Annotated in this window: 20 protein-coding genes; 6 read left to right on the top strand and 14 right to left on the bottom strand. The window is 67.3% G+C overall.

The window, feature by feature from the left end; translation table 11 throughout:
* Positions 1-10 precede the first annotated feature (10 nt).
* On the bottom strand, positions 11-1,525 hold the full coding sequence (locus H1343_RS15840) for a protein adenylyltransferase SelO (protein ID WP_185983791.1): 1,515 nt from the start codon (positions 1,523-1,525) through the stop codon (positions 11-13).
* A gap of 203 nt (positions 1,526-1,728) precedes the next feature.
* On the opposite strand from H1343_RS15840, the gene H1343_RS15835 reads away from it, so the two are divergent.
* Complete coding sequence (locus H1343_RS15835) at positions 1,729-2,634, top strand: sensor domain-containing diguanylate cyclase (RefSeq protein WP_185983790.1); 906 nt, start codon at positions 1,729-1,731, stop codon at positions 2,632-2,634.
* A gap of 14 nt (positions 2,635-2,648) precedes the next feature.
* On the opposite strand, the gene H1343_RS15830 is transcribed toward H1343_RS15835, so the two are convergent.
* The 3 genes from H1343_RS15830 to H1343_RS15820 all read right to left on the bottom strand — a co-directional run bounded on the left by H1343_RS15830 (position 2,649) and on the right by H1343_RS15820 (position 4,950).
* Positions 2,649-3,509 (bottom strand): HTD2 family dehydratase, encoded by an 861-nt coding sequence (locus tag H1343_RS15830; protein ID WP_185983789.1) that lies wholly within the window; start codon positions 3,507-3,509, stop codon positions 2,649-2,651.
* 82 nt (positions 3,510-3,591) lie between these two features.
* Positions 3,592-4,413 carry an HpcH/HpaI aldolase/citrate lyase family protein gene (locus H1343_RS15825; protein WP_185983788.1) on the bottom strand — a complete coding sequence of 274 codons (822 nt, stop codon included), beginning with the start codon at positions 4,411-4,413 and terminating at the stop codon, positions 3,592-3,594.
* Positions 4,414-4,548: 135 nt separating this feature from the next.
* Complete coding sequence (locus tag H1343_RS15820) at positions 4,549-4,950, bottom strand: response regulator (protein ID WP_185983787.1); 402 nt, start codon at positions 4,948-4,950, stop codon at positions 4,549-4,551.
* Positions 4,951-5,367: 417 nt separating this feature from the next.
* Between H1343_RS15820 and H1343_RS15815 the strand changes: the two genes are divergently transcribed.
* Positions 5,368-5,730: a helix-turn-helix domain-containing protein gene (locus tag H1343_RS15815; RefSeq protein WP_185983786.1), complete on the top strand. Its 363-nt coding sequence runs from the start codon at positions 5,368-5,370 to the stop codon at positions 5,728-5,730.
* Positions 5,731-5,787: 57 nt separating this feature from the next.
* On the opposite strand, the gene H1343_RS15810 is transcribed toward H1343_RS15815, so the two are convergent.
* Positions 5,788-6,948 carry a M20 aminoacylase family protein gene (locus tag H1343_RS15810; RefSeq protein WP_185983785.1) on the bottom strand — a complete coding sequence of 387 codons (1,161 nt, stop codon included), beginning with the start codon at positions 6,946-6,948 and terminating at the stop codon, positions 5,788-5,790.
* Positions 6,949-7,121: 173 nt separating this feature from the next.
* Between H1343_RS15810 and H1343_RS15805 the strand changes: the two genes are divergently transcribed.
* The gene (locus H1343_RS15805; RefSeq protein ID WP_185983784.1) at positions 7,122-8,306 is read left to right on the top strand and encodes a D-alanyl-D-alanine carboxypeptidase family protein; all 1,185 of its coding nucleotides are present in this window, start codon (positions 7,122-7,124) and stop codon (positions 8,304-8,306) included.
* The gene (locus tag H1343_RS15800; RefSeq protein ID WP_246333156.1) at positions 8,299-9,405 is read left to right on the top strand and encodes a CobW family GTP-binding protein; all 1,107 of its coding nucleotides are present in this window, start codon (positions 8,299-8,301) and stop codon (positions 9,403-9,405) included. Before H1343_RS15805 ends, H1343_RS15800 begins: the two co-directional genes overlap by 8 nt.
* 121 nt (positions 9,406-9,526) lie before the next feature.
* Here the strand turns inward: H1343_RS15800 and H1343_RS15795 are convergent, their stop codons facing one another.
* On the bottom strand, positions 9,527-9,832 hold the full coding sequence (locus H1343_RS15795; RefSeq protein ID WP_185983783.1) for a sulfurtransferase TusA family protein: 306 nt from the start codon (positions 9,830-9,832) through the stop codon (positions 9,527-9,529).
* Between H1343_RS15795 and H1343_RS15790 the strand changes: the two genes are divergently transcribed.
* Together H1343_RS15790 and H1343_RS15785 are read left to right on the top strand one after the other, a co-directional pair.
* A complete protein-coding gene (locus H1343_RS15790) occupies positions 9,831-10,379 on the top strand; it encodes a DUF924 family protein (RefSeq protein ID WP_185983782.1) in 549 nt (182 codons plus the stop codon). The genes H1343_RS15795 and H1343_RS15790 overlap by 2 nt on opposite strands.
* 105 nt (positions 10,380-10,484) lie before the next feature.
* Positions 10,485-11,771: a GNAT family N-acetyltransferase gene (locus H1343_RS15785; protein WP_185983781.1), complete on the top strand. Its 1,287-nt coding sequence runs from the start codon at positions 10,485-10,487 to the stop codon at positions 11,769-11,771.
* An 8-nt stretch (positions 11,772-11,779) separates the two neighbouring features.
* On the opposite strand, the gene H1343_RS15780 is transcribed toward H1343_RS15785, so the two are convergent.
* The 8 genes from H1343_RS15780 to H1343_RS15745 form a co-directional block, all read right to left on the bottom strand.
* Positions 11,780-13,168: an aspartate aminotransferase family protein gene (locus tag H1343_RS15780; protein WP_185983780.1), complete on the bottom strand. Its 1,389-nt coding sequence runs from the start codon at positions 13,166-13,168 to the stop codon at positions 11,780-11,782.
* A gap of 64 nt (positions 13,169-13,232) precedes the next feature.
* Positions 13,233-14,780, bottom strand: a complete 1,548-nt coding sequence (locus H1343_RS15775; protein ID WP_185983779.1) for an acetolactate synthase large subunit — start codon at positions 14,778-14,780, stop codon at positions 13,233-13,235.
* 49 nt (positions 14,781-14,829) lie between these two features.
* Positions 14,830-15,924 carry an ABC transporter ATP-binding protein gene (locus H1343_RS15770; RefSeq protein ID WP_185983778.1) on the bottom strand — a complete coding sequence of 365 codons (1,095 nt, stop codon included), beginning with the start codon at positions 15,922-15,924 and terminating at the stop codon, positions 14,830-14,832.
* On the bottom strand, positions 15,921-16,901 hold the full coding sequence (locus H1343_RS15765) for an ABC transporter ATP-binding protein (protein WP_185983777.1): 981 nt from the start codon (positions 16,899-16,901) through the stop codon (positions 15,921-15,923). Before H1343_RS15765 ends, H1343_RS15770 begins: the two co-directional genes overlap by 4 nt.
* Complete coding sequence (locus H1343_RS15760) at positions 16,898-18,343, bottom strand: amidohydrolase family protein (RefSeq protein WP_185983776.1); 1,446 nt, start codon at positions 18,341-18,343, stop codon at positions 16,898-16,900. The genes H1343_RS15765 and H1343_RS15760 overlap by 4 nt, the downstream gene beginning before the upstream one ends.
* Positions 18,344-18,413: 70 nt before the next feature.
* A complete protein-coding gene (locus tag H1343_RS15755; protein ID WP_210270049.1) occupies positions 18,414-20,012 on the bottom strand; it encodes an ABC transporter substrate-binding protein in 1,599 nt (532 codons plus the stop codon).
* A 49-nt stretch (positions 20,013-20,061) separates the two neighbouring features.
* Entirely contained in the window at positions 20,062-20,952 is an 891-nt protein-coding gene (locus tag H1343_RS15750; RefSeq protein WP_185983775.1) for an ABC transporter permease, read from the bottom strand.
* Entirely contained in the window at positions 20,949-21,890 is a 942-nt protein-coding gene (locus H1343_RS15745) for an ABC transporter permease (RefSeq protein WP_185983774.1), read from the bottom strand. Before H1343_RS15745 ends, H1343_RS15750 begins: the two co-directional genes overlap by 4 nt.
* Positions 21,891-21,896 lie beyond the last annotated feature (6 nt).

Raw genomic sequence — 21,896 nt, 5'->3', positions numbered from 1 at the left:
TCCGGCCCTTTCAGGTCCCGCAAAAGGTCCGGTAGGCCGGGCCGCCGGGCGCCGGCGGCTCGGCATAGACGGCGGTCTCCAGTCCCGGCTCGTCGAAGGGCCGGGCGAGGGCGTCGCAGAGCCTATGGAAGGGCGCAAAGTCCGAGCTCTCGACGGCCGCCTCGATGGCGGCCTCGACATGCGCGTTGCGCGCGATGAGGGCGGGATTGGCAAGGCGCATCATGTGGCGGCGAGCCTCGGATGAGGTGGCCTCCCGCCCGAGACGTTCGCGCCAGCGTGCGGCCCAGTCCGTGAATGCCGCTGGATCGTCGAAGAGGGCCGCGGCCGGCCGGTCTTCACCATCGGCGGCCAGGATCAGGCGACGGAAGGTCGCGGTGAAATCGGCGCGGTTCGCAGCCATCCGCTCGAGGAGGTCGGCGCCGAGCGCGCGGTCTCCCTCATGGGATTCCTGCAATCCCAGCTTGCTGCGAAGGCCTTCCACGAAGGCGGCCTCGTACTGCGCGGCAAACCCGGCGAGGATTTCCTTCGCCATCGAGACAGGCGCTTCCTGTTCCTCATCGAAGAGGGGCAGGAGACATTCGGCAAGACGTGTCAGGTTCCACTGCGCGATCCCCGGCTGATTGGCGTAGGCGTACCGCCCGAACTCATCGATCGAGCTGAACACGGCGCCCGAATCATAGGTGTCGAGGAAGGCGCAGGGTCCGTAGTCGATGGTCTCGCCGGCGATCGACATGTTGTCGGTGTTCATCACGCCGTGGACGAAGCCGACGAGCATCCACCGTGCGACAAGCCGTGCCTGCGCCGCAACGACCGCTGCGAGGAAGGCGCGGGCGGGAACCTGATCCTCGGCCGCTTCCGGGTAGTGACGGGCGATCGCGTGGTCGCAGAGCGTGCGCACGGCATCAAGGTCGCCGCGCGCCGCATGGAACTGGAAGGTGCCGACCCGGATGTGGCTGGCGGCGACGCGCGTCAGCACCGCGCCCGGCAGGAAACGCTCGCGCACCACCTGTCCGCCCGTCGTGACCGCGGCGAGCGACCGGGTGGTGGGAATGCCGAGCGCGGCCATCGCCTCGCTCACCAGATACTCACGAAGCACCGGGCCCAGGGCGGCCAGCCCGTCGCCTCCGCGAGAGAAGGGTGTGCGGCCGGAGCCCTTCAGCTGAATGTCACGCCGGCGGCCCTCGCGGTCGAACACCTCTCCGAGAAGGATGGCCCGCCCATCGCCGAGCTGCGGTACGAAATGACCGAACTGGTGCCCGGCATAGGCAAGCGCGATCGGATCTGCGCCTTGCGGGATGCGCCCGCCCGACAGGAGCGCGGCGCCCTCGTCGGTCGCCAATTCCGCGCTGTCGAGGCCGATCTCGGCCGCGAGCGCGGCATTCAGACGCACCATATTTGGCGCGGCTGGACGGGCGGGCAGGACGCGCGCGAAAAAACCGGCCGGAAGGCGGGCATAGCTATTGTCGAACCCGAAATGAAACTCGGTTGACGTAGCGTCGTTCTGGATGAGAGAGAGGGTTGCCATTACACGCATGTGGCGAGTGCCGGGCGGTCTGTCCAGCGCACCCTCCAAGTGTGGCTGCATTCTTCCAACACTGCAACGGTCCGCATTCGCGGCGATTGCGGATCGCGAGGGTGTCGGATCGCTCATCGTCCGCACCCTGCAGAAGGGTAGGGCGATGCGGCCTGGCAGGAAAACTGCCAGGCGCACCGGTCGGGAGAGTTCGCATGGCCTTGGTTGAGATCGATCTGCTTTCGGTTCCCGTCTTCGTCCTCGGCGTCGAAGCGAGCGGCGAACTGCGCTATGTCGCGATCAACATCGCCTTCGAAAGCCTGACAGGACTGACGCGCGACAAGATCGTCGGCTTCGAGCCCTCTGGCTGCATGCCGCGTCGCGTGGCTGCCAACATGGAGGTCGGGTACCGCCGCTGCGTGGCCGAGCGCCGACCCATGGAATACGAGGAGCGACGTGCCACGCCGATCGGCCGGCGCTGGTTCCGCACGTTCCTGACCCCCGAACTCGATTCCCGGACCGGCGCCGTGCTGCGCGTGGCGGGCGTGGCCGTCGACATCACCGAAGGCAAGGAATTGGAACGCGAACTCGAGCGCGCGGCGATCATCGACGAACTGACGGGCATTGCGAACCGACGCGGTTTCATGCGCTGCGCGCACGAAGCTCGGACCCTCGTGGAGGCTGAGAGCCTCGCCCTTGGCCTCGTTCTCGTCGATCTCGACGACTTCAAGCGGATCAACGACAGGCATGGTCATCTCGTCGGTGACGAGGCGTTGCGCGAAATCGCGCGGCGCATGCGCGGGGCGTTCCCCCATGCCGAGATCGTTGCGCGCCTCGGTGGCGACGAGTTCGTGGCCCTCGTGCGCGCCGATGGCGACGACGAGCTCGACGCTGCGGTCGCGCATCTCTACGCTCATCTGAACCAGCCGCTCACGCTCGGGTCCTTGACGCTCGAACTCGGTGCCAGCGTGGGCGCCGCGCGCTGGCTACCCGGCCTCGCCCTGCGGACGCTCATCGCCCGGGCAGACGCGCGAATGTATGCGGCGAAGACACCCGAGCGACCGCGACCGCTTCCTCCTGCCGCGCTGCCGACCCTCGCTCTCCTCAAGCCGGATTTCTGAGATGCGCCTGGAGGTCAGAGCAGCGCGCGGGCTTCCATCGTCGTTTCGCCGGCGCGGTTCGTTGCCCTGAGGGACAACGAACCGTCCTCCGCCGGGGCCGCGTCCAGGAAGAGCCCGTCCCCATCGAAAAGCGGTTTGACCCCGCGATAGGAAAAGCGCGACGGTGGCGCGCCGAGCCTGCGCTCCGCCCGATGGGCGAGCAGGGTCGCCTGCAGCGGGCCGTGGACCACGAGGCCGGGGTAGCCCTCCTCTTCGATGCAGTAACGCCGGTCGTAATGGATGCGATGGCCGTTGAAGGTCAGCGCCGAATAGCGAAAGAGCGCCAGCGTGCTGATGTCGAAGGGCTCGCCGCCGTTTGGCGAAGCCGAGGACGTGGCTGCCCGCCCGGGCGCAGATCTGACGCCCGACCGGGGCGGCATGTCGCGATAGACGATGTCCTGGCGTTCCTCGACCGCGACACCGCGCTCCGTTGAGAAGGCGTGCCGCACGCTGACGAACACAAGGCGGCCCGACCGCCCTACCTTCATGTCCATACTCTCGATCGTCGAGAGCCGCTCCACGAGGTCGCCGACCTTCAGCGGAGCGCGGAACTCGATCTCGCCGCCCGCCCACATGCGCCGCGGCAGCGGCACAGGCGGCAGGAAGCCGCCGCGCGCCGGATGCCCGTCCGAGCCGGTCGCGCTGTTCGGCACGATGGGCGGGGCGAGACACCAGTGAATGCACAAAGGCGCGTCCTCGTTTCGCCGGACTTTCTCGCCCGTGCGGTCGAGCGTTGCGCAAAATCCCTCAACCAGACGCGGCTCAATCCGGTCCTTTACGCCCTCGGAGCGGCCCACCCAGCCTTTCAGATGATCGATGTCGACGGCCTCGGCCATGCTGACCCTTTCCTCCTGGTCATCTGGCGGTAGCGCAAGCGTTCCACCTTCGGGGGCATAGCATAGGTCTCGCGTCGAAGGGTCAGCCCGCGAAGCGCGACAGGCGCTCCTCGGCCGCCTCGGCCCGCGCAACGATCGCACGTGCCGCCTCGACGACCGGGACGTCCACCATCCGCCCATCGAGTTCGACGGCTTCCCCGCCCGTCGCCGCGAGAATTCGCTGTGCTTCGCGCGTCTCCTCCGGTGTCGGCGCGAAGCCCTTCACGCTCGGCGCCACCTGCGCGGGATGGATGAGCATCTTGCCGCCAAAGCCGAGCGCCAGAGCATAGGCCGCATCGTCCGTGATGAGCGCCGCGTCGGAAATGGCCGTCGTCACGCCGTCGATCGGCGCAGGCTGGCCGGCCAGAGCGCAGGCCAGGACGACCTCGGAGCGGGCGGGCAAAAGAACGTCCCGACGGTGTGCGGCGCCGATCGACACGGCAAAGTCGATCGAGCCGAAGGCGACCTTGTCCGCGGCCTGTGCGATGGCGCGGGCGTTGACGAGACCATGGGCGCTCTCGACGATCGCGATCACCACTCGACCGGGGCCGAGTCGCTCGCGGATGCGGATGATGGTCTCGGGAGCCTCGACCTTCGGCACCACGACGCCCGCGATGTCGAGGCCGCAGACGGCGTCGAGGTCATCCTTGAAGAAGGGGGTGCCTTCGGCGTTGATGCGCACGAAGAAGCTACCTGCCGGGCCGCTCGCGCCGAGACTGCGCGGCAACGCATCGCGCGCGCTGGCTTTGGACGCTGCCGCAACGGCATCCTCTAGGTCGATGAAGACGGCGTCCGCGCCGGACGCCGCCGCCTTGGCGAAGCGCTCGGGACGGTCGGCGGGCACGAAAAGAGGGAGGAAGGGCATAGCTGAAAGTGTCTCCGGGAGCGTCGTTTCGCCGCCTTGGCGCTCGCGCCATGCGATGACAGGATGCCTGGAATGTCCAGAGTGGAGACGGGGGAGAAAGGCGTAAGCTGCACGTGCTGCAGCACTCCCGCGTTCTCAGGCGCAGCGCGCGGAGATCACGCTGTCGAGGCTGCGGATGAGATCGGTGTGGGTGCAAGGCTTGTTGCAGACGACCGCGCCGGGATAGCGATTCTCGAGCTTTTCACGAACGCCGTGACCGGTATGGAAGAGAAAGGGCACGCCCTTCGCGACGAGTAGATCGGCGACTGGGAAGGAAACCTCACCGTGGAGGTTCAGGTCTAGAATGGCCGCATCGTACCCTCCGTCCTCGACGGCGCTGGCAGCCTCCTGAACTCGGCTGGCGCAGGTGACGTGCGCGCCAGCGCTTTCCAGTTCCGCTTCGATATCCATCGCGATGACGAACTCATCCTCGATGAGGAGAACATTCTTCCCCTCGAGCGCCATGCGATCCGCCATCTCGATTACCCTGTGCGCCACGAAGCCTTCGCCCGACATAACGCATGAGATTTGAAAAGGTTGAGTAAATGGGCGACCAGCGGCATCAAGGTGGCCGTCACAGCCTGTCACCTTAGCGAAGGGAGCGGATTAGCGAAGGGAGCGGACGCCCGCTCGGTGCGCCAAAGTCATGTAAAAATTATGTGACAGGAAAGTAAATTATAAATTTTTCCCTTGCACAAATAAGACTTTAGATTAGTTCATTTTGTCAAAGTAACACAATTCGAAAAATTAAATACTGTTTTTTGAGATTGTGGTAATTACTTGTTTGTACAGCAAATTTGCTGCTTGATATAATCGAAGGTTGTGAAACTTAAACTTTATCGAACATAAATTCTCTATTGATGTCGGGCGCGCGTGGTCGTAGATCGCGGATGGAAGCGCTTGGAGTAGAAGTTTTTGAAACCAGAACGCGACCCGGTCGACATCCATATCGGCGCACGTCTGCGCCGTTTGCGAGTGTCGCGGCATGCCTCGCTAGAAGAGGTCGGCCGGATGATCGGGGTGACTTATCAGCAGATCCAGAAGTACGAGACCGGCGCCAATCGAATCAGTGCAGCGACGTTGTTCCGTATCGCCGCCGCGTTCAACGTTGCCCCGGCCTTCTTCTTCGAAGGGCTTGCGACCGGTGAGGGCGAGGGCGCCGCTCCCGGGGCCGAAGTTGCCGCAGGCGCCATCTCGCTGGACGGTATCGCGGATCAGGATGTGCGCGAGAAGCTTCGGGCCCTGATCGTCAGCCTTGATGAGGGACGCGACCGCTAGGAACGCCCTCGGTCCGAAAACGGCGAACGCTGCAAGTGGAGCGTATCCGCACCAGGTTCAGGCGCGTGTGGCCGCTTTGGCCAGTTCGACCCAGTAAGACGCACCGTACACGAGCGCCCGGTCGTCGAAGTCATAGCGCGCGTTGTGCAGCGAGGCCGACGGCCCGTTGCCGATGAAGACGAAGGCCCCCGGACGCTTCTCGAGCATATAGGAGAAATCCTCGCCTGCCATCAGCGGCTGTGCTGCGAAATCCACCTGTGCGATGCCCGCGATCGCGGCCGCGATTTCACCGCAGCGGGCGGCCTCCGCGGCATCGTTCATCGTCACCGGATAATTGCGGTCGTATTCGACCTCGATCGCAACGCCATGCGCGGCGGCGATGCCGGCGCAGATCTCTCGAATGCGCGTCTCGGCGAGCGCCCGACCGTTGGCGCTCAGGCTGCGCACCGTGCCCGACACTTCGGCGGTGTCCGGAATGACGTTGTGTACGAAGCCGGCATGGAACTGCGTGACCGACAGGACGAGCGAATCGAGCGGATCGACGTTGCGCGCGACCACCTGCTGTAGGGCTTGGACGAGAGCCGAGCCGGCGAGGATCGGGTCTCGCGACAATTGCGGGATGGCGGCATGGCCGCCGCGCCCGTCGACCGTCAGGGTGAACTCGTCCGTGGAGGCCATGATGGGACCGGGGCGCACGCCGAAGGAGCCGACCGGCATGCCGGGCAGATTGTGCATGCCGTAGACCGCGTCTGTCTCGAAGCGCTCGAACAGCCCGTCCTCGATCATGGCGCGCGCCCCCGCGCCGCCTTCCTCGGCCGGCTGGAAGACGACGTTGACGGTGCCTGAAAAGTCGCGCGTCTCGCACAGATGCCTGGCGGCTCCGAGCAGCATGGCCATGTGCCCGTCATGGCCGCAGGCGTGCATCATGCCTGGCTTCTGCGAGGCATAGGGTGTGCCCGTCTCCTCCTCGATCGGCAGGGCGTCCATGTCTGAGCGAAGCGTGATCGAGCGCCCCGGCCCGGTGCCCCTGATGACGCCGACGACGCCGGTGCGCCCGATTCCCGTCTCCACCACATCGCAGCCGAAGGCGCGCAGCTTCTCGGCCACGAAGGCGGCCGTTTCCTCCACCTCGTAGAGAAGTTCGGGGCGCGCATGGAGGCTTCGGCGCCATCCGATGATCTCGCTCTCGATGGAAACGATTCGTTGATGAAGCGGCATGCGGCTTGTGGTTCCGGTTGCGAGGGTGTTCTAAGTTCGACGTCAGCCATCCTGCCACGGCAGCGACACAAGGGCGAGACGGGCCCGTTCGCAATGCGTCGACGGCGCCGGCATGGGGGCCGCTAAGGCGCGGCTGCGGCGGCGATCATTCGCCGACACGAAGGGACGTTGCGATGTTCGCGATCTTCAGACGCTCGGCAGCCCTCGCGGCCCTGTCCGTGTCGATGGCGCTCGGCGCGCCGGCTCTGGCGGAGACCTCGGTCGTGGTCGATGTGTCGACCGGCAAGGTGCTCTCGCAGAATGGGGCGAGCGATCGCTGGTATCCCGCCTCCACGACCAAGCTGATGACCGCCTACATCGCCTTCCGGATGATGGAGGCAGGCGAGGCCGCGCTCGACACGCCGATCGTGATGACGCGCGATGCCGCGCAGGCCGCACCGTCGAAAATGGGCTACGAGGCCGGTTCTGTCATGCGCCTCGACAACGCGCTGCGCATGATCATGGTGAAGTCCGCCAACGATGTCGCGGTCGCGATCGGCGAGACGCTCGCCGGCTCGCATGACGCCTTCGTGGCCCGCATGAACGCGGAGGCCGCGAGGCTCGGCATGCGCGACACCCGCTTCATCAATCCCAACGGCCTGCCCGGCGAGGGCCAGCATTCGAGCGCCAAGGATCTTGCCATACTGGGCATGACCATCCGCCGAGAGTTCCCCGCCTTCACCGACTATTTCTCCACCGAGGCGATCTCGGCCGGAGACACGATCATGCGCAACGGCAACGACCTCATCGGCCAGTTCGCCGGCGCCGACGGCATGAAAACCGGGTACATCTGCGCCTCCGGCTTCAACGTCGTCGCGTCGGCGACGCGCGAAGGCCGCACGCTGGTCGCCGTGGTGCTGGGCGCGGACGGGCCGATCACCCGGGCGCGCACCGCCGCCGCGCTCCTGGAGACCGGCTTCGACACCGACGCCGCGATTCAGCCGCTGACGATCGACCAGCTTCCGGTTTCGTCCGGCGAGCCTGCCGACATCAGCGACGAGATCTGCTCCGCCGAGGGGCGCACTGCCCGCGCCAACGAGCGTGAGAAGGAGGCCGAGCGCGAGGAGGCCTTCGGCTCGCCCTACATGACGGAACTCGACAGGCCCCGGGTGACCGTGCCGGTGATGCTGGGCGGTGCGGCCGGCACGGACACGATCGAGGCCGGCATATCGCTGATCGCCGCTTACGGCATTCCGATCCCGACCTGGCGCCCGGTGGACGGCCCGGTCGCGGCGGCCGCGGCCAGCGACGCGGTGACCGACGCTGACGAGCTTCGTGGCAGCACGGTCGAACAGGGAGAGGCGACCGCCAGTGAATGACAGCGCCTCGCAGGTCTTCCCGATCCGCGTCACCGTGCTGACCGGCTTTCTCGGAGCGGGCAAGACGACGCTCCTCAACCGGCTGATGCGCGATCCTGCGCTCGCCGACACCGCCATCATCGTCAACGAGTTCGGCGAGGTGGGGATCGACCACCTGCTCATCGAGCGCTCGGGTGAGGAGGTGATCGAGCTTGCCGACGGTTGCGTCTGCTGCACGGTTCGCGGCGAACTCGTCGACACGCTGGCCGACCTCGTCGACCGTGTGCAGACCGGGCGGCTCCGCCCGCTTTCGCGCGTTGTCGTGGAGACGACGGGCCTTGCCGACCCGACGCCGATCCTCGCTTCGCTGATGGCGCATCCCGCGCTCGTCCAGTCCTACGCGCTGGCCGGCGTCGTCACCGTGGTCGACGCGAGCGATGCACAGGCTCTGGAAGGCCGGATCGAGGCTGAGCGGCAGATCGCCTGCGCCGACCGCATCGTCCTGACGAAGACCGATCTTTCGGCGCCCGAAGACGAGCCGGCGGTCGAACGCCTGACCCGGCGGCTCAACCCGCGCGCCATCGTGGAGCGGGCGAACGAGGCAAGCTTCGATCCCGCGACGATCCTCGCCGGCGGGCTCTACGATCCGGCGAATCGCGAACCGGACGTGATGCGCTGGCTGGAAGGCGCGGCCGCCCATGCGCAGGGGCACGATCACCATCACCACCACGCGCATGGGGACGAGGGCCGCGTGCGTTCCTTCTCGATCCTGCATGAGAGCCCGGTGCGCGAGGAGGCGGTTCGTGACTTTCTCGGCCTCGTCTCCTCGATCCTCGGCGATCGCGTCCTGCGGATGAAGGCGGTGGTCCGGACCGCAGAGCGGCCCGATCGCCCGCTGGTGCTCCACGGCGCCGGGCGCCGCCTGCACCCGCCGGCCTATCTGCGCGGCTGGCCGCGCGGGACCGTGCCGCACACGCGCATCGTCGTCATCGGCGAGAGCCTCGACGAGCGCGTGGCACGCGATCTCTTCGCGGCCGCCATCGGGGAACCGCGCACCGATGCGGCCGATCGCGCCGCACTTCTGGAAAATCCGCTGGCCGTGCCGGGGGCCACGTTCTAGCGCGCCGCGCGTCCTTTCGGACGCGCAAAGGTCGCTCTAGTCCTGTGAGCCTACGCATCAGGCTTTGCGAAAGCCGAACACGGTTTTCGGGTCGATGCCCTAGCCGCTTTGGGTCGATGCTCTAGCCGCGCTCGATGAGAAAACGGTGAGCGCCTTCCGAGCGGCCGGTGGAAATCAGCTTGTGGCCGCCTTCGCGGCACAGATGGGGAATGTCTATGCCGGCGAGCGGATCGTCGGACAGAACCTCCAGCGTCTCACCTGAAGAGAGCGCGGCGAGCCGCTTTCCTGTCTTCAGTGCGGGGAGTGGGCATTTGAGGCCGCGCAGATCGAGACGCAGCGTCTCCGGCCTTTGCTCTTCCGCCCCGCGTTCCAGCGCACTATCTCCCGCCTCGCAAACCCATCGATTGTCATCCCCCGGACGCGGCATGAGCGAATACTCCATCGACCCCCAGACCATCATCGACTTCTGGCGCGACCTCGGACCCGACAAGTGGTTCGTCAAGGACGAAGCGCTCGACGCGACGATCCGCGAGCGCTTCGGCGACGTCTACGAGCGCGCGCGTCTCGGCGAGTTCGACGACTGGGCCGAGGAGCCGAACGGCGCTCTGGCGCTGGTCATCCTTCTGGACCAGTTTTCACGCAACATCCACCGTGACAGCCCGCGTATGTACGAGAGCGACGAAAAGGCGCTGGCGGTTGCCAAGCGCGCGCTGGCGCGCGGCGACCACGAGCATGTCGGCGACGACCTGAACCAGTTCCTCGCCATGCCGCTGATGCACTCGGAGGACCTCGCCGACCAGGAAGCGTGCGTCACCTGGATGGGCGAGATCGGCGAGGAGAATCTGCCCCACGCCATCGAGCATTGTGACATCGTCGCGAAATTCGGGCGCTTCCCCCACCGCAATAGGCTCCTCTCGCGCGCATCCACCGAGGAGGAGCGGGCGTTTCTGGCCGGGGGCGGCTTCGCGGGATGACAAAAAGGCCGGCGGTATATCCAAGGGAATGTTAAGTTCGCGCGCCTAGGCTGACTCTCGATCCCGCGGCCCGCCGCGGCCCGCAAGGAGCCGGTGGACATCTCGATGCGCAGACCGAAATCGGCGTCGAAGACGACAGGAAACGGCGGCGTGCTCTCGTTGGTGCCTGGAAGCGAAAATGCAACGCGCGCGCAGGCGAGCGCCCTCGTCGGCGAGCTCGGCGAACGGGTGCGCTTTTCGGTCTATGAGCCCCTGGCGGCGTTCGATCTGGTCGAGGAACTCGACTTCCTCACTGGCCGTGCCATCGAGCGCAACGTGTTCTTCACCCCGCAATTTCTCGTGCCGGCCATGCCGCGGCTCGACGATCGCTCGCTGCGCCTTCTGGTGGCGCGGGATGGTGAGCCGGGGCGCGACCGCTTGCGGATGCTCCTGCCGTTCTCGGTCGAGAACGCGGGGGCCCTGGGCGGCGGGCAGAAGGTCGTGCGCACCTGGACGCATCCGTTCGGCCCGCGCGGCACGCTGCCTCTCGACCATGACGACCCCGCGCGCATGCTGTCGAACCTCTTCGACGCGCTGCGCGATCCCACACTCGATCTGCCGCCCGTCCTCGTGGTGCCGGACCTGTGGCTCGGCGGGCCGGTGGTGGCCCATCTCCAACGCGAGGTCGAACGGCGCGGGCTTCTGGCCAAGATCGTCGACACGCGCTCGCGCGCCGCGCTCGACGCGAGGGTCGGCCGCGTCGATGTCCTGGGCGAGCTTCTGTCGCCCAAGCGCCGGCGCGAACTCGGCCGCCAGCGTCGGCTGCTCGAAGCGCGGGGCGCGCTGACCTTCGAGTGCGCGCGAGAGCCGGCTGCGGTGCGCAGCGCGCTCGACGATTTCCTCGCGCTGGAGGCGAGCGGCTGGAAGGGCAGGGCGCGCTCGGCGATGCTGACCGATCGCTACCGCGCTGCCTTTGCCCGCGAAGCCGTGAACGCATGCGCCGAGAAGGGCCGCGCCCGCATCTATACCCTGCGCCTCGACACCCTGCCCGTCGCGAGCGTCGTCGTCCTGTCGAGCGGCGGCGATGCGGTCCTGTGGAAGACGGCCTATGACGAGCGGCACGCCGACGCTTCGCCCGGTTTCCAGCTCATGGCGCGGGTGACGCAGGCGCTCGTCGCCGACCACGACATCGTCTCGGTCGACTCCTGTGCGGTGCCAGACCACTCGCTGATGAGCCATCTCTGGCGCGAGCGCGTCGAGATCGGCACGATGGTTATCGGGCTGCGGCCGGGTGCCAAGCGCGAAATGGAGCGTGCGGCGACCGGCTTGCGGCGAACGCGCGAACTGCAGCAGGCGCGGTGGCGCCTCCGACGTGCGGTCGCACGCTTGTTCCCGCGCAAGCGAGAGCGCTGAAACCGCGGTCAGGCCGCGATCACGCCTTCGTTCTTCAGCCAGGTATAGGTGTCCGCCAGCGTCATCTCGAAGCGGCGGACCAGCTCCACCGTCTCGTCCTCCGTGATGATCATCGGCGGGCAGAAGCCGATCTGGTCGCCCATCGCGCGCAGGATCACGCCGTGCTCGTGGCCCTTGGCGAAGAGATAGGCGCCCGCCTTACCGACGGGGTCGAAGCGAGCCTTCGTGGCCTTGTCGGCCACGAGCTCGATGGCGGCGATCAGGGCGACGCCGCGCACTTCGCCGACCAGCGGATGTTCCTCGAAGCACTTGAGCTCGCGATGCAGGACGGCGCCCGAACGCGCCGCGTTCTCCACCAGCCCTTCATCTTCGATGATGCGCAGGTTCTCCAAAGCCACCGCGCAGGCCACGGGATGGGCAGAGGCCGTGTAGCCGTGGGCGAAGGTGCCGATCTTCGCCGAATTGTCGGCGATGCCCTGGTAGATCTCGTCGGAGAACAGGATTGCCGCCAGCGGCTGGTAGGAGGACGTGATCTGCTTCGACAGGACCATGATGTCCGGGTCGATGCCGTAATGCTCGCAAGCGAACATCGTGCCGAGGCGCCCGAACCCGTTGATCACCTCGTCGGCGACGAGGAGGACGTCGTATTTGCGACAGATGGCCTGCACCTTCTGCCAGTAGCCGGCCGGCGGCGGCAGGACGCCGCCCGCGCCCATCAGCGGCTCGCCGATGAAGGCTGCGATCGTCTCCGGCCCGGCGTCGAGGATGGTCTGCTCGAGCTCGTCGGCGAGGCGCTGGGCAAAGGCCTCCTCGCTCTCGCCCTCCTGGCCGTTGCGCCAGTAGTGCGGGCAGGTGAGGTGCTTCACCGGAATGATCGGCAGGTCGAAGTCGCGGTGGTTCACCGGCAGGCCGGTGAGCGATCCAGCCACCATGGTAATGCCGTGATAGGCGTTCTGGCGGGAGATGAAGGTCTTCTTCTCCCGCTTGCCGCGCGCATTGTTGAAGTACCAAACCATCTTCAGGACGGTGTCGTTCGCTTCGGAGCCCGAATTGGTGAAGTGCGCGCGCTTCAGCCGCTCGGGCGACATCTGCACCAGCTTCTCGGCCAGATCGATCGCCGGCTCGTTCGATTTATGGCTGAACGAGTGGTAGTAGGGCAGCTTCAGCATCTGCTTGTAGGCCGCTTCCGCGAGGCGCTTCTCGCCGAAGCCGACCCCGACGCTCCACAGCCCCGCCATGCCCTCGATATATTCGCGGCCCTCGTCGTCATAGACGTGAATGCCCTCGCCGCGCTCGATGACGATCGGGCCGACCTCTTCGTGGCGACGCGCGTTCGTCACCGGGTGCAGGAGATATTCCACGTCGCGGGCGTGAACGGAGTTGGGCAGGGACGACATGATGGTTCCTTCGACGTCTTTATGCTGGGCGCCGACTTCATCCGGCGCGAATGATCCGATGCTTCTAGAGAACGGCTTCGATGAGGAAAGGTCCCCTGCGCGAGAGCGCTTCGGTGAGAAGCTTGCGGAAGGCGCTCACCGTCTCGGCGCGGCCGGCCTCCACGCCCATGCCTCTCGACAGCGACACCCAGTCGAGCGCCGGGCGGTCGATGTCGAGCATGCGCCGGGCGTTCTCGCCGAAATGGTTGACGCCGACATTGCGCATCTCGCCCTGCAGGATCGCATAGGCGCGGTTCGAGAAGATCACCGTGACGACGTCGAGATTTTCTCGCGCGTGGGTCCACAGCGCCTGGCAGGTGTACATGCCGCTGCCGTCGGCCTGCAGAAGCAGCACCTTGCGATCCGGGCAGGCGACGGCGGCCCCGGCCGCCAGCGGAATCCCGATGCCGATCGCGCCGCCGGTGAGTTGGAGATAGTCGTGCCGCGGGGCGCCCTGGGACATCGCGAAGAACTGCCGGCCTGACGAGACGGATTCATCGCAGACGATGGCGTTCTCGGGGATGGCGCCCGCCAGGAGGATGTTGAGGTTCTCGACGGTGAGCGCGCCGTCGGTCACGTTCTGCGCCTCGGGCGCCTTTGCGAGGATCGCTGGGCCGGTCGCACCGAGTTCGTCGGCCAGCGCCTCGAGCGCGGCAAGGAGATCGTCGCCCGGCGCGCCCATCTCGACGACCTCCGCGCCGTCTGGGATCAGCCGGCCCGGCTTGCCGGGATAGGCGAAGAAGGCGACCGGCACGCTCGCGCCCACCGTGACGAGGCATTCGATGTCGGCAAGGGCCACCAGCGAGATATCGATCGGATAGGGCACGCGCTCCAGCGGCACGCGGCCCGCGCCGCGCTCGATGCGACCGTTCGACATGGGTGCCAGGAGCCGCGCCCCGGTGGCGGCCGCGATGCGGCCCGCGATCTCCAGCGCGTCGGCGCGAAGGGCAAGTCCGCCGAGGAGCAGCCGCGTGCGCCGCCCCGAGCGCAGGGCCGCGGCGGCGGCGTTGATGGCCGCGCTGTTGACGGCGTGTTTCACGATGGGCCCGGCGACGACGGGTTGCGTCTCGGGCGCGACATCGCCCCAGGCCGCGTCGGCGGGCAGGATCAGCGTCGAAACGCCCGGTGTGGCCATCGCCGCCTCATAGGCTTCGGCCGCGTGCGGCGCGACGTCCTGCGCCCGCTCGGCGCGCCCGACCCATTGCGACATCGGCCGCGCGAGGCTTTCGATGTCGCTCGTCAGCGGCGCGTCGTGGACGAGATGGTAGGTCGCGTGGTCACCGACGACGTTGATCATCGGCGTGCGCGCGCGGCGTGCGTTGTGAAGATTGGCGAGACCGTTGGCGAGGCCGGGGCCGCAATGAAGGAGCGTCGCGGCCGGCCTGTCGGCCATGCGCGCATAGCCGTCTGCCGCGCCCGTCACTCCGCCTTCGAACAGCCCGAGCACGCAGCGCATCTGCGGCTTGCGGTCGAGCGCGGCGACGAAGTGCATTTCCGACGTGCCGGGGTTGGCGAAGCACACATCCACCCCGTTCGCCAGCAGAGTGTCACAAAGGCTGTCGGCACCGTTCATCGTCTTTTTCTCCTCCCTGTTTCCGACCGCCGTCCCGCCCGAAGGCGACTCAGCGCGCGACCGCAGCAACTGTCTTGGCGCTCGCGCGGCGGCTTGCATAGAGGTCGAGGCGCGTGCGCAGCCTCTCGCTCGTCGCGCGCATCGTGTCGGCCGGCGCATAGGCCGGGATCGTTTCGGCGAAATGACAGGCGGCCCGATGGCCCGCTCCCATCTCGCGCAGCACCGGGGCCTCGGTGCGGCAGCGATCCTCGACGAAGCGGCAGCGCGTGTGGAAGCGGCAGCCGGGCGGCGGGTTCATCGGGCTCGGCACGTCGCCGCCCAGTTCCTGGCGCTGGCCGCGACGGCTCGGGTCCGGCTGCGGCGCCGCGGCGAGAAGGGCCTGCGTATAGGGGTGGCGCGGATTGCCGTAGATCCGGGCCTTCGGGCCGATCTCGACGATCTGGCCGAGATACATCACCGCCACCCGGTCGGAGACGTGTTTCACCACGGCCAGCCCGTGCGAGATGAAGAGGTAGCTGAGACCGAGTTCGTCCTGGAGGTCCTGCAGGAGGTTGACGATCTGCGCCTGGATCGAGACGTCGAGCGCGGAGACCGGCTCGTCGCAGACGATGAGCTTGGGCGAAAGCGCCAGGGCGCGCGCGACACCGATGCGCTGGCGCTGCCCGCCGGAGAATTCGTGGGGATAGCGCTGCGCATGATAAGGTGCGAGGTCGACGCGGCGCAGAAGTTCCTTCACCCGCTCGCGCCGGGAGGGGCCGTCGCCGACGCCATGCACCACCATCGGCTCGGCGATGATCTCGGCCACCGTCATGCGCGGATTGAGGCTGGCATAGGGGTCCTGGAAGACGATCTGCATTTCGCGCCGCAGGCGCCGCATGTCGCCTTTCTGCGCATGCGTGATGTCGCGGCCCTCGAAGCGCAGCGTGCCGGCCGTCGGCTCGATGAGGCGCATGGCGAGGCGTGCCATGGTGGATTTTCCGCAGCCGGATTCGCCGACCACGGCTAGCGTCTCGCGCGGCATGATGTCGAAGTCGACGCCGTCCACCGCGCGAACCTCGGCCACCACCTTCTGACGGATGATGCCCTTGGCGATGGGGAAGAGCTTCTGCAGCCCGCGCGCTTCGAGAAGGGGCGTCGTCGTCATGCGTTCAGCTCCAGCGGCGCCTTCAAGCAGGCTGCCAGATGGGCGCCCTCAACGACGGCGAGCGGCGGCTGCTCGCTGCGGCACCGGTCGTCCGCGAAGGGGCAGCGCGGGTTGAAGCGGCAGCCGGGCGGAAGGCGGAAGGGTGGCGGCACCATGCCCTCGATCGCGACGAGCCGGCTCGTCTCCTCGTCCATGCGCGGCATCGAGCCCATGAGGCCGAGCGTGTAGGGGTGCTGCGGATCATCGAAGATGTCCGTCACCGAGCCGCGCTCCACCACCTTGCCCGCGTACATCACGGCCACGTCGTCGGCGACCTCCGCGACGACGCCGAGATCGTGCGTGATGAGGACGATCGACATGCCGGTCTCGGCCTGAAGATCGCGCAACAGATTGAGAATCTGCGCCTGGATCGTGACGTCCAGCGCGGTCGTCGGCTCGTCGGCGATCAGGAGCGTCGGTCTGCAGGCGAGCGCCATCGCGATCATCACGCGCTGGCGCATTCCGCCCGAGAGCTGGTGCGGATACTCGTCCAGCCGGCGCTCCGGCGAGGGGATGCGAACCTTCTTCAGCGCATCGAGCGCCAAGGCGCGCGCCGCTTTCTGCGACATCCGCTCGTGGGCGCGGATCGCCTCGACGATCTGGAAGCCGACCGTGTGGACGGGGTTCAGGCTCGTCATCGGCTCCTGGAAGATCATCGCGATCTCGTTGCCGCGAATGTCGCGCATGGCCGATGGCGAAAGGCCCGCGAGGTTCTGGCCCTCGAAGCGGATTTCGCCCCGTGAAATCTTTCCGGGCGCGGGCACGAGGCCCATGACCGAGAGCGACAGCATGCTCTTGCCGCAGCCCGATTCCCCGACGATGCCGAGCGTGCGGCCGCGCTCCACCGTCAGGTTCACGCCGTCGACGGCGCGCACCTCGCCCATCGAGGTGCGGAACGTCGTCGCGAGATCCGAGATCTTCAGGACCGGCTCGCTCATGACGCCTCTTGGCGCAGCGGAAAGGTGAGCGGCGAATAGTCCGTGACGGCGCGGCCGGCGAAGTCGAGCGCCGGTGCGGCTTCCTCCGTGCGCTTCTGCGCCTCGTGCAGCCGCTCGGCCGCCGCCGGATAGTCCATCGTCAGGACGCGCCCATCCTCGACGACCTTCTGCCCGTCCACGAAGACGGCGCGCACCGCCCGCTCGGCGGCGGCGTAGACGAGACTGCGCACAGGGTCGCGGCCGGGCCGCATCATCGGATGCGTCACGTCGACCATCACGATATCGGCGCGCGCGCCGGGCGCGAGGCGTCCGATGTCGTCGCGACCCAGCGCCGTGGCGCCGCCGACGGTCGCGAAATTGAAGACGTCCGTCGTCTTGAGGGTGCGCGGGTTCTGCGCCATCAGGCGCGCGACATAGGCGACGTTGCGCATCTCCTCGAGCATGTGGTGCGGGTACGTGTCGGTGCCCATCGCGACCCGCACGCCGGCGCGCAGATAGCGCCCGACGTCACGCAGAGCGATGCCGCGGCGCAGGAACACGGTGGGGCAGTGGGCGACGGTCGTCTGAGTCCCGGCGAGAAGCGAGAGGTCTTCACGCGTGTGCCAGTTCGCGGCCGGATGGTCGTCGAGGAAGATCGAGTGACCGATGATCGAGCGCTCCGAGAGAACGCCGAGATCGCGCAGCCACTGGATCGGCGTCACGCCGTGCCGCCGCGTGATCTCGTGGAACTCGACGACGGACTGCGCGGCGTGGATCTGGAAGGGCAGGCCGCGCCTTTCGGCTTCCGCGAAGCTGTCGCGGATGAGGTCGGCCGAGCAGGTGTCGATCTGCGCCGGGCACACCATGCCGGACAAGCGCCCGCTCGGATCGGCCTCGGCCTTGTCGATGATGTCGAGCGCCTGCGCCATTGCCGCTTCGCCGGCGGCTTCGTCCCATTCGTAGTCGACGACATGGCCGTTGCGGGTGAACCAGCGGGCCGAGCGGTACATCGGCGCGACGACGACGCGCAGGCCGCTTCGCGCGGCAAGGTCCAGCCAGCGCGGATGCGCGACGGAGAGATCGGCGAGCGTGGTGACGCCGGAGAGCAACAGCTCCGAATAGGCGACCTCGACGCAGTCCGGCACCGCGTCCGCGTCGGGCCGAAGGATCGGCATGAACTCGTAGAGGGAGGAATTGTAGAGGGCTGGCGAGCCGAGCTCGTCGAGAAAGCCCTTGTTCAGAGGTTCGCTGGAGGGGTGGGAGTGGACGTTGACGAGGCCGGGCATCACCATCATCCCCGCCCCGTCGACGATCTCGTCGCCCGGCTCTTCGGCGACGGAGCCGAGGGCGGTGATCCGCCCGTCCGAAAAGGCGACGTCGGTGTCCGTGTGGTAGACGTGCGCGGCGCTCTCGTCGTCCCAGGCGACCACGAAGGCCGCGTTGCGGATGATGGTCTTCGTCATCGGCTCTTTCCTGTGGGAGGCTGCGGGCGGCGCGCGGTGCGCCGCCCGGATCATTTGCGGGCGCGGACCGTCAGTTGGTCAGCGAGATGTCGAGCCCCTTGTAGATGCCCGCCCCGTAGACGCCGTGCGGGCGGGCGCCCTCGACGCGCTGTCCGGTGACGAGGATCATCGGCTGCGAGACGATCGGCAGCCAGACGTCGGCTTCCACGAGTTGCCGCTGGGCGGCGCCGATGGCTGCCTTGCGCGTCTCGTCGTCGGTCGCCTGCCGGGCCTCGTCGATGAGGCGATCCGTCTCCTCGTTGTCCCAGTTCATGCGGTTTGGCGTCGGCATCTGGGTCGAGCGGAAGTAGAGGGAAAGCGCCTCGGTCGCCGTTACATACGGATAGGAAAGCATGAAGGCGTCGAACTCTTGAGTGGCGAGCCGGCCCCAGGCGGCGGTCGCGTCCCAGAGCTGGATCTCCATCTCGATGCCGACCGCGCGCAGGTCGGCCTGCATGCCCTCCGCCATCACCGGGTTCTGCTGGTTGCGGATGCCGTAGAGGAGGAAGCTCGCGCGCTGCCCGTCCTTCACGCGGATGCCGTCCGCGCCGGGCTCCCAGCCCGCTTCCTCGAGCGTCGCGATCGCCGCGTCGCGGTCGAAGGCCGGCGTCAGCTCCACGGTCTGCGCGTCGAAGTCGATGACCTTCGGATTGAGCAGCGAGTGCAGCGGCGTGCCGAGCCCGAAGAAGGCCGCCTGCGCCAGTGCGTCGCGGTTGACCGCCTGGTTGATCGCCCGGCGAACGGCCGGATCGTTCATCACCGGCTTGTCGACCTTGAACCCCACGAAATTGTCGTAGAGGTAGTTCTCCTGCTGCTGCACGGTCATCGTCGGAATGGCCTGCAGGCTCGGCACCGCGAAGGGCGGCATATAGTAGGTGAGGTCGGCCTGGCCTGCCTGCATGGCGGCCATCAACGTGTTGGATTCGGGGATCACGCGCCAGACCATCCGCTCGACCTGCGGCGTGCCGTTCTCGTAGGCCGGCGGGCCCCAGGTGTAATGCGGGTTCTTGTCGAGAACGACCTCCTGGCGCGGCGTCCACGAGTTCCAGCAGTAGGGGCCGGTACCACCGAAGCCCTGCACGCCGAAATTCTCGCCGAGCTCTTCCACCGCCTCGCGATCGACAACCGAGGCGAAGGACAAAGCGAGTTGGAACATCAGATCGGAATAGGGCTCTTCCAGCACGTACTCGACCGTGTGGTCGTCCACCGCGCGGATTTCGGCCAGATTGCCGCCGCGGAACTTGGTGGGGGAGGCGCTGTCCGGCCCGAGCCAGCGCTCGAAGGAATAGACGACGTCCTCGGCCGTCATGTCCCGGCCCGAGCAGAATTTGACGTCGTCGCGCAGGTTGAATGTGTAGGTCAGACCGTCGTCCGAGACCTCCCAGCTTTCGGCCAGAAGTGGCTGGATCGTCTGCATGTCGTAGTCGACGCTGACGAGCGTGTCGGCGAGGAGGTAGACGATCTCGGCCGCAGCCGTCGCGGTGGAGCGGATCGGGTCGTAATTGTCGGCGTCGATCGTGCGCAGGACGGTGAGCTGGCCGGGCTGCTGCTGGGCGAGGGCGGGCGCCGCGCCGGTGGCTGCGAGCGCAAAGGCGCCCGTCATTGCAAGCGCTGATCTCAGGTTTCGCATGGGCATCCTCTTCTCCTTGGGCGGCAGTGAGCGGTGTGACGATGGGCGGTTACTTGCGCAGCTTGGGGTCGAGCGCGTCGCGCAGGGCGTCGCCGAGGACGTTGAAGGCGAGCACGACGATGAAGATCAGGAGGCTCGGCAGCGCCGAGACGTGGGGCGCGAAGAACAGGTAGGTACGCCCGTCTGCTGCCATCGTGCCGAGCTCGGCCGTGGGCGGCTGCGCCCCGAGCCCGATGAAGGATAGGGCGGAGCCGAGCAGGATGACCTGGCCGAAGCGCAGGGACAGGAACACGAAGATCTGCGACAGGCAGTTCGGCAAGAGGTATTTCAGGATCAGCCGCCGGTCGCTCATGCCGATCGAGCGGGCGCCTTCCACATATTCCTGGTGCATCACGACGAGCGCGGCGCTGCGCACCACGCGCGCCATCAGTGGCACGGTTGCGATCGACAGCGCGACCACCACCGCCATCAGTCCGGGGCCGAAGATCGCCGCGATGGCGAGGCCGAAGAGGATCGCCGGAAAAGACAGGAGAACGTCCATCAGGCGCATCAGGATTCCCGACAGGCGCGGGTAATAGGCGGCCGCGAACCCGACGATCGCGCCGATGCCGCAGCCGAGCACCACCGAGGCGAGCCCCATCAGGAGCGTCGTGCGCAAGCCGAAGAGAAGGCGGGTGATCATGTCGCGTCCCTGCGCGTCCGTGCCGAGAAGTCCGGCCTGGCCCGGCGCCTTCAGCATGTTCACGAGGTCGCTCGAATAGGGGTCCGTGGGCGCGATCCAGGGGGCGAGGGCGGCCGCCGCGATGATCAGCGCGACGACGACGAGCGCGATCACGGCGCCGGTGTCGGATGTGAGGACGCGCCAGACGGAGGCGCGCATGAAAGTGTCTTCGGCGGCAGCGGGCGGGACCGCGCCGGTGGTCGTCGTCACGTCGCTCATGCGTTGCGCACCCGCGGATCGAGGACGGCGTAGAGGACGTCGACCGTCAGGTTGATGAGGATGAAGCCCAGGGAGAGGACGATGATCGTGCCCTGCGCCATCGGCATGTCGCTCGACAGGATGGCGCCGACGGCGAGACGGCCGATGCCGGGCCACGAGAAGACGGTCTCGGTCACGACCGCCCCGCCGAGGAGGAAGCCGATCTGCAGGCCGATCAGGGTGACGACGGGGACCATCGCGTTGCGAAGCGCATGGCGCATCACCACGACGCGCTCGCTGAGGCCCTTGGCACGGGCCGTGCGCACATGGTCGGCGCCCAGAACGTCGAGCACCGACGTTCGCGTCATGCGTGCGACGGGGCCGACGAAGACGCCGCCGAGCGTGACCGCCGGCAGGATGATGGCGCGAATACCTTCCCAGCTCCACAGCGGGCCGCCGCGCCCGGTGAAGGGCAGGAGTTGCCAGTGGAAGCCGACGAGCCAGACGAGCACGAGGCCGAGAAAGAACACGGGGATCGACACGCCCGCCACCGAGATCGCCATGATCGCACGGTCGAGGATCGTGCCGCGGTAGTAGGCGCCGATCGTTCCGAGCGCGATGCCGAGCGGGATCGACCAGAACAGCGAGGCGACCATCAGCTCGATCGTCGGCCCGATCGTGGCGCCGAGCTCGCGCGTGACAGGCACGTTGTTGATCAGCGAGACGCCGAGATCGCCCTGCATCAACCGCCAGACATAGAGGACGAACTGCACGTAGAGCGGCTGGTCGAGACCGAGCTCGCGGCGGATCTGCTCGATGACGTCCTGCGTGGCCGTCGGCCCCGCTCGCACGATCGCCGGATCGGTCGGCACCACCTGCATGAGCAGGAAGCCTACGAGAAGGACGCCGAAGAGAACGGGAATTGCCAGGAGCAGCCGCTGGATCGTGTGGCGGAGCATCGGCGC

This window comes from Aureimonas mangrovi (assembly GCF_014058705.1).
GTDB lineage: Bacteria > Pseudomonadota > Alphaproteobacteria > Rhizobiales > Rhizobiaceae > Aureimonas > Aureimonas mangrovi.
The sequence above is the reverse complement of the archived record's forward strand: the minus strand, read 5'-3'. Positions and strand labels throughout refer to the sequence as shown.

Bases quoted from the DNA above. Each gene is read 5' to 3' on its own strand.
- H1343_RS15750 (WP_185983775.1), bottom strand. From the start codon at position 20,952: ATGAGCGACGTGACGACGACCACCGGCGCGGTCCCGCCCGCTGCCGCC.
- H1343_RS15755 (WP_210270049.1), bottom strand. From the start codon at position 20,012: ATGCGAAACCTGAGATCAGCGCTTGCAATGACGGGCGCCTTTGCGCTC.
- H1343_RS15835 (WP_185983790.1), top strand. From the start codon at position 1,729: ATGGCCTTGGTTGAGATCGATCTGCTTTCGGTTCCCGTCTTCGTCCTC.
- H1343_RS15780 (WP_185983780.1), bottom strand. From the start codon at position 13,168: ATGTCGTCCCTGCCCAACTCCGTTCACGCCCGCGACGTGGAATATCTC.
- H1343_RS15790 (WP_185983782.1), top strand. From the start codon at position 9,831: ATGAGCGAATACTCCATCGACCCCCAGACCATCATCGACTTCTGGCGC.
- H1343_RS15785 (WP_185983781.1), top strand. From the start codon at position 10,485: ATGCGCAGACCGAAATCGGCGTCGAAGACGACAGGAAACGGCGGCGTG.
- H1343_RS15810 (WP_185983785.1), bottom strand. From the start codon at position 6,948: ATGCCGCTTCATCAACGAATCGTTTCCATCGAGAGCGAGATCATCGGA.
- H1343_RS15745 (WP_185983774.1), bottom strand. From the start codon at position 21,890: ATGCTCCGCCACACGATCCAGCGGCTGCTCCTGGCAATTCCCGTTCTC.
- H1343_RS15795 (WP_185983783.1), bottom strand. From the start codon at position 9,832: ATGCCGCGTCCGGGGGATGACAATCGATGGGTTTGCGAGGCGGGAGAT.
- H1343_RS15840 (WP_185983791.1), bottom strand. From the start codon at position 1,525: ATGGCAACCCTCTCTCTCATCCAGAACGACGCTACGTCAACCGAGTTT.
- H1343_RS15760 (WP_185983776.1), bottom strand. From the start codon at position 18,343: ATGACGAAGACCATCATCCGCAACGCGGCCTTCGTGGTCGCCTGGGAC.
- H1343_RS15830 (WP_185983789.1), bottom strand. From the start codon at position 3,509: ATGGCCGAGGCCGTCGACATCGATCATCTGAAAGGCTGGGTGGGCCGC.
- H1343_RS15775 (WP_185983779.1), bottom strand. From the start codon at position 14,780: ATGAACGGTGCCGACAGCCTTTGTGACACTCTGCTGGCGAACGGGGTG.
- H1343_RS15805 (WP_185983784.1), top strand. From the start codon at position 7,122: ATGTTCGCGATCTTCAGACGCTCGGCAGCCCTCGCGGCCCTGTCCGTG.
- H1343_RS15770 (WP_185983778.1), bottom strand. From the start codon at position 15,924: ATGACGACGACGCCCCTTCTCGAAGCGCGCGGGCTGCAGAAGCTCTTC.
- H1343_RS15765 (WP_185983777.1), bottom strand. From the start codon at position 16,901: ATGAGCGAGCCGGTCCTGAAGATCTCGGATCTCGCGACGACGTTCCGC.
- H1343_RS15825 (WP_185983788.1), bottom strand. From the start codon at position 4,413: ATGCCCTTCCTCCCTCTTTTCGTGCCCGCCGACCGTCCCGAGCGCTTC.